Source organism: Dietzia sp. SLG310A2-38A2, from assembly GCF_014145095.1.
Classification (GTDB): Bacteria; Actinomycetota; Actinomycetes; order Mycobacteriales; family Mycobacteriaceae; genus Dietzia.
This window is the reverse complement of sequence record NZ_JAALDX010000255.1, coordinates 1-5,970: the sequence shown is the minus strand read 5'-3', so window position 1 is coordinate 5,970 and position 5,970 is coordinate 1. Positions and strand designations below refer to the sequence as shown.

Here is a 5,970-nt window from a genome sequence, read left to right as displayed (position 1 = left end):
CCGCACCGATCCCGCGGGAGGATCCGATGACCGCGAAGGCCCGGCCGTCGAGCCGCAGCCCGGTCACGCTGTGCTGGCGGCGTCCGTCCGCCGGTCGAGATCGGGGGCACGCTCGGCCACCAGACGGCGCGCCCAGCCGTAGTCGGTCTTGCTGCTGGGATGGCGTTCGACGCGGTCGACCACCCAGTACGCCACGGGGATCTTGAACCCGGCCAGGTGCTCGCGGAGGGCGAGCCCGACGGCGTCGAGGTCCCGCGGGTTGCCGGTGTCCAATGAGGAGTCCGGGGCGGTGTCCGCCCACTGGACCACGGCGCCGACCCGGTGCCCGAACCGCTCGTCCGGGACGCCGAACGCCACGGCGTCCTCGACACCGGCCACCGCCTTGAGCGCGGCCTCGACCTCCTCGGCGAAGATCTTCTCGCCGCCGGAGTTGATCACCTGACTGGCGCGGCCGAGCATGATGATCGTCTCGGGGCCGTCGTACCGTCCGCGGTCGCCGGTGAACACCCGGCGGCTCCCGGCGATCTCACGGAAGGTCTCGGCGGTCTTGGCCTCGTCCTTGTAGTAGCCGGCGGGCTGATATCCGCTCTTGACGATCCAGCCGATCTCCTGCGAGTCGTCGGGCAGCGGTTCGTCGAAGTCGTCGACGAGCTGCAGGGTGGTCCCCCTCGGGATCCGTGGGCCGTGGTCGGCGAAGAGCGACCCGTCGTCGAGATCGGCCTTGGTGACCACGCCCAGGCCGCCGAAGCCGCCCTCGGACGAGCCGAACGCGTCCATGATCATCAGGTCGGGGCGCAGCCCGAGCAGGTCCGCCTTGACCGAGGGCGAGAACAGGGCCGCTCCCGAGGAGATCATGAACATGCTCGACGTGTCGGGTTCGGTCCGTCGCATCTGGTCCACGAGCGGCCGGACCATCGCGTCACCGGCCACCACCGCGACCTGGATCTTCTCGCTCTCGATCTCCTCCAGGACGTCCGCCGCCCGGAAATGCGGGAGATAGTGCATGGTGCCTCCGGCGAACAGGCCGGTGAAGCTGGGCATGATGCCCGAGGTGTGGATGAGCGGGAGCAGGATGAGGTAGCGCATGGGGTCGCCGCCGAGGCCCGCCCTGGACTGGTGGTACTCGTCGGGCACAGGCTCGCCCGTGTGGTAGTCCGCGCCGCCGCCGAGGCTGCGCCACAGGTCCTCCTGGCGCCACATCACGCCCTTCGGTTTGCCGGTGGTGCCACCGGTGAACACCAGGTAGAGATCGTCGCCGCTGCGCTCCAGACCGGGACGCTCGGTCGAGGCCGCGTCGAGCGTCTCGCGGGCGCGGAGGGCACCGGCCGGGAGGGTCTCGACGCCCGAGCCGTCCTCCACCACGATGGTGTGGCGGATCGCGTCGAGCCCGCTGACCGCCTCGGTCACCGCGGCGCCGAACTCGCGGTGGAACACCAGCACGCTGGTGTCGGAGTAGTCGTAGAGGTAACGCAGTTCGGGGCCCGAGTAGCGGTAGTTGATGCTGATCGTCACCGCCCGCAACTTGAGGACACCGAGGATCAGCGCCAGACAGTCCACCCCGTTACGCAGGTGCACCCCGACGTGGTCGCCGGCCCCCACCCCCAGCGAGGAGAGGGCCGAGGCCCACCGGTTGGCCTCGGCCTCGAGGTCGGCGTAGGTGAGACGGCGTTCGTCCTCCACCACCGCCAGTCGGTCGGCGCCGTAGGCGTCCACGGCGTGTTCGAAGAGGTCTGCCAGGTTGTGTGCCATGTGGTGTCCTCCGTGACGGGGGTCGGGTGTGTTGACTCGGGCGAGCGGCCGGTCTCAGACCGGGGTGATGGGCAACGGCGTGCGGGTGGGTCCGAAGTCGAACGCCGCACCGGTGCTGATCCGGGTGACGGCGACCTCGTCGGACTCCTTCGCGGGTTCGTCCCCCAGCCGCAACACGGCCGCGACCCGGGAGCCGTCCGAGGGCACGCGTTCCACGGTCCAGTGCGGGTCCACGGCCTGTGCCGCCGCGGCGAGGGGGCGCAGCCCGTCCCGGGCGAGCAGGGGCATCCAGGTGTCGTCGGCGAACGCGTCCGCCGCGGTGTCCCAGGTGACGGTGAGGCTCTCGCCGTCCTCGGAGACCGACGAGGAATACCCCGTGTAGGCGGTCGGCCCGGCCAACGGATGGAGGTCGAGCACGGCGGCCAGCCCGTGCGCGTCCCCTGCGACTCCGAGGACGTCGCGGATACGCCCCGCGGCGACGCCCGCGATCCCGGTCGCCTGATAGGCGAGCAACCGGTCCGCGGTCTCGGCGTCCGACCGGCGCCGGACCGACTGGTGGAAGCCCACCGCCAACAGGTGCATCTGCAGGTACACCTCGCGGGTCATGCGCACGAGCGCGGCCGAGGTGAACTCCGGGAAGCTCAGGTCCGTCAGCAGGGGGCCCGCGTAGTCGTCCCGCGCCCCCTCGCCGGTGGTGTCCTGCGGAGACGGCGGGTCGAAGGAGAAGTCGATCAACCGGCTGCTCCCCGACTCGACCGCCGGCTCGGGCCATGCCGCCGGTTCCGCGTCCGGTTCTATCCGCACGGTCCAGTGGCAGTGCGGCGTCCGACCCTCCGGGCTGCGCGGCGGACGGTGGATCGGCTCCACGACGGCCCGGGGGTTGGTGGCCAGCGCGGTGGCGGGGAAGGTGGGGTCCTCGATGTCGTGACACATCGTGGTGACGAGCCGGTCCCCCATCGGTTCGACGTCCATCAGCGCACCGCAGTGGTCCAGCCAGAACTCGCCGTGGTCGTGGTCGGTCACCCGGTACCGGAAATCCATGAACTCCGGCGGCGCACCGACGTCCAGCTGGAAGCCCTTGAAGATCTCCGCGACGCCGTCACCCGTGATCGACAACGCCTCCTTCATGCGCCGGGTGTAGTGCGGGCTCGCGGCCTGCCACTCCTCGATCGCCACGTCGCGCATCCCGTCCACGCCGAACTCGCCGAGGAGGGCCGGCATCCCCGCCCGGTCGATGAGCTGTCCGATCAGCAGCAGGTCGGGGAGCAGCCGTGCGAGCCTCGCGTGGTCGAGGGACTCCAGGGGGTCGCGGTTGACGATCCGGTCGCGCGTGGCCACCGGACTCAGACCTCGTCCGGGGCGGATACCGGCCACAACGGGGCCGGACTGTCCTCGATGCGGTACCACCCGGCCGGCTTGTCACCGGCCGCCTCGAACCGCGCCTTCATCGAGTCGGTGAGCGCATCGGCCTCGTACATGCGCATGAACAGGTCCACCACGTTGCCGAAGTCGAAGAAGTCGCGGTGCCACTTCCACTGCTTGTCCCCGTTGTAGAGGAACCACGATCCGCCGAGCCCGTGGACCTCGTACGGCTTCCCGGTCTTCGGGTCGACGGTGTCGCGGGCGATCTGCTTCCACAGACACAGCACATCGCCGGTCTCGGGATCGATGATGGTCCGGATGTAGGGGTACTCCCAGCCGTCGAGCCCGGCCATCTCCTGACCCAGCGCGATGTCGCGGATCTCGTCGCGGCCCACGGCCATGAAGTCGTCCTTGGTGCCGTAGTTCCAGCCGTAGGTGGCGTCCTCGGCGTAGAAGTCGGCCAGCGGCGTCCAGTCCTTGTTGCGCTCGCACTCGGCATTGGCCTCGATCCAGCGCTGCACGAACTCGGCGATCTCGGCACGGTCGTATCGGGTCACGTCACTCACTCCTGGTGGTTCTGTCGTCCTCGACCAGGCTGAGTGCCTGCGTCGGGCAGTACTTGACGGCGTCCTTGACGGCCGCGAGCTGATCGGCGGGGATCTCACCGCGCTTGGCACGGACCTTGGCCTCGGAGCCCTTGCCGACCGTGAACCAGTCGGGGGCCTCGGCCTGGCACTCCGCGTGTCCCTGGCACAGGTCGAAGTCGACCTCCACGCGCATCGGCTCGACCTCGTTCATCAGCGCTTCCTCCTCCGATAGCGGACGGTGCACGGCTGGGCCAACTGGACCACCATCTTGGAGTGGTCGTTGTGGTAGCTCTCGGGTGGTTGCGCGAGCTCGAACTCGAACTCCCGCAGCAGGATCGAGAAGATCGCCTTGATCTGCAGCTGGGCGAACGCCGCGCCCACGCAGCGGTGCCGACCGGCGCCGAAGGGGATCCAGGTCCACCGGTTGACGATGTCCTCCTGGCGCGGCTCGGCGTAGCGTTCCGGGTCGAACGAGTCGGCATCCGGGAAGTCCTCGGGGAGCCGGTTAGAGACCGCCGGGGACGCCGCGACGGTCTGCCCGGCGCGGACGACGTGGTCGCCGATCTGCACGTCCTCCTGCGCCACCCGCATGAGGATGATGAGCGGCGGGTGCAGACGCAGCGTCTCCTTGAGGGCGTTCTCCACCTTGGGCATCTGACGCAGCGCCCCAAAGCTGTACTCGGCCCCGTCGGAGTAGACCTCGTCGAGCTCGGCGACGACCTGGGCCAGGTACTCGGGGTGCTTGAGCAACTCGATGAGCATCCACGCGCTCGTGCCGGAGGTGGTGTGGTGCCCGGCGAACATCATGGAGATGAAGATGCCGGTGACCTCGTCCGGACTGAACTTGTTCGTGCCGTCGTCCTCCTTGACCGAGATCAACACGTCGAGCAGGTCCCGGTCCGCCTTGTCGGTCGGCGGGTTGGCAACCCGGTCGTCCATGATCGCGGAGACGAGCTCGACCAGACCGGCCCGCGCCGCGTCGCGCGTACGGAACGCCGGGATGTCGGCGTAGGCGTCGATGTACGCGTGGGGGTCGGTGCCCTGCTCCAGATCGTGGTAGAGGTGCGCGAAGCGCGAGTCGAGCTGCTCGCGGAACTTCGGCCCGATCAGGCATGCCGAGGAGGTGTAGATGGTGAGCTCGGAGAACCACTCCAGGAGGTCGATCTCCCCCTCGTCGCCCCACTCGGCCACCATGCGCTGGACCTCGCGGGGGATGGTCACGGCGTGCTGACGCATGTGGTCGCCGCGCAGCGCCGTGTTGTGCAGCATCTCCGAGCGGCGCTCGGGACTGGCGTCGAACACGACGCCCTCACCGAACACCGGCGTCATGAACGGGTAGGCGGCAGCCTGGTCCAACGACTCGTCCGGCGCACGGAAGAAGGCCTCGTTGGCGGCCGCTCCGGAGGCCAGGCAGATGTCGCGGTCGACGATCTTGAACACGCCGAGGTCGCCACATTCCTCACGGACCCGCCAGAACAGGCCGATCGGGTCGGTACGGAGTTCGTCCATGTGGCCGAGCTCGCCCTCGCCGCCGGAGACCCGCTGCGGCTCGGTGAGGGTGGAGACGTCGGTGGGCTTGTCGGTGGAGCTGTCGGTACTGGTCACGAGTAGTCCTCCTCGATTGGGGCCTCCGGCTGGATCTCCAGCTCGGTGATCTGGGCGCCACGGGGCATCGACACCATGGCGGCGACCCCCCGGGCGAGGTCGGCCGGTTTACACATGCGCGGGTGACGGCCGAAGCCGTGTTTGACCCAGTCGTTGATGACCGACTCCGCGGTCTCCGGGTCGAACTCGGTGCCCATCTCGGTCATCACCGGGCCCGGACGGACCACGCCGAGGCGGATCCCCGTGCCCTCGAGCTCCTTGCGGGCCTGGTGGGCCATCGTCTCCAGGCCGGCCTTGGCAGCGACGTACGCGCCGGATCGGGGTCGGGCGGTGTAGGCGACGTCGGAGCCGATCAGCACCACGTCGCCCCGACGGCGATCGACCATCCCGGGGACCACGGCGTGGAGCAACCGCTGCACGGCGAGCAGGTGGATGTCGATCTGGGAGGCGAAGTCATCCGGGTCCATCTCCCACACGCGGGCCATCTTCAGCGTGCCCGCGCTGGAGACCAGGATCTCCGGGGCACCGTACGCCTCACCGGCGGCGGCCACGAACTGGGCGACCGAGTCCGCGCGGGTCACGTCGACCGGCCGTGCGGTGGCCTGTCCCCCGGCCTCCCGGATCCGGCCCACGAGGTCGTCGAGGCGGTCGGCGCGGCGGGCCCCCA

At 69.7% G+C, this 5,970-nt stretch carries 6 protein-coding genes; all 6 read right to left on the bottom strand.

The window, feature by feature from the left end:
* Positions 1-63 precede the first annotated feature (63 nt).
* Positions 64-1,749 (bottom strand): AMP-binding protein, encoded by a 1,686-nt coding sequence (locus G6027_RS09405; RefSeq protein WP_182636938.1) that lies wholly within the window; start codon positions 1,747-1,749, stop codon positions 64-66.
* A gap of 54 nt (positions 1,750-1,803) precedes the next feature.
* On the bottom strand, positions 1,804-3,087 hold the full coding sequence (locus G6027_RS09400) for a hypothetical protein (protein WP_346995674.1): 1,284 nt from the start codon (positions 3,085-3,087) through the stop codon (positions 1,804-1,806).
* A 5-nt stretch (positions 3,088-3,092) separates the two neighbouring features.
* Positions 3,093-3,668: a nuclear transport factor 2 family protein gene (locus G6027_RS09395; RefSeq protein WP_182636937.1), complete on the bottom strand. Its 576-nt coding sequence runs from the start codon at positions 3,666-3,668 to the stop codon at positions 3,093-3,095.
* 1 nt (position 3,669) lies between these two features.
* Entirely contained in the window at positions 3,670-3,891 is a 222-nt protein-coding gene (locus G6027_RS09390) for a ferredoxin (RefSeq protein WP_182636940.1), read from the bottom strand.
* A 17-nt stretch (positions 3,892-3,908) separates the two neighbouring features.
* On the bottom strand, positions 3,909-5,207 hold the full coding sequence (locus G6027_RS09385) for a cytochrome P450 (RefSeq protein WP_182636939.1): 1,299 nt from the start codon (positions 5,205-5,207) through the stop codon (positions 3,909-3,911).
* 92 nt (positions 5,208-5,299) lie between these two features.
* A partial coding sequence (locus tag G6027_RS09380) for an SDR family oxidoreductase (protein ID WP_182636936.1) occupies positions 5,300-5,970 on the bottom strand: 671 nt, incomplete at its 5' end.